This window comes from Serratia montpellierensis, assembly GCF_020858655.1.
GTDB lineage: Bacteria > Pseudomonadota > Gammaproteobacteria > Enterobacterales > Enterobacteriaceae > Serratia > Serratia montpellierensis.
The window spans coordinates 1-250 of record NZ_VOSN01000016.1 but is presented as its reverse complement, the minus strand read 5'-3'; the positions used below and the strand labels follow the sequence as shown (position 1 = coordinate 250).

Below are 250 nucleotides of genomic sequence, written 5' to 3'. Positions count from 1 at the left end.
GCCCCTGATTGACCAGCGTCGGGCCGGCATAGGTGTTGGTGCCGGTCAGCTCCAGGGTTCCCGCGCCTTCTTTGGTCAGGCCGCCGTGGCCGGAAATGTTGTTGGAGTAGATTTCCCATCCACAGTGGAAGTCATCACATTTCCTGGCGTGCAGCGTACCGGCATCCACCTCGGCGCCTCTCCCCGGAATATTGGCGACAAACTGGGTCGGGCCATAGGCCACGCCCGTCGGATCCGGGATGCGGAACTC

General features: G+C 62.8%; 1 protein-coding gene. It reads right to left on the bottom strand.

The window, feature by feature from the left end; translation table 11 throughout:
- Positions 1-250, bottom strand: a 250-nt coding sequence (locus FUU19_RS18305) for an autotransporter-associated beta strand repeat-containing protein (protein ID WP_230507297.1), incomplete at both ends; no start/stop codon positions are given.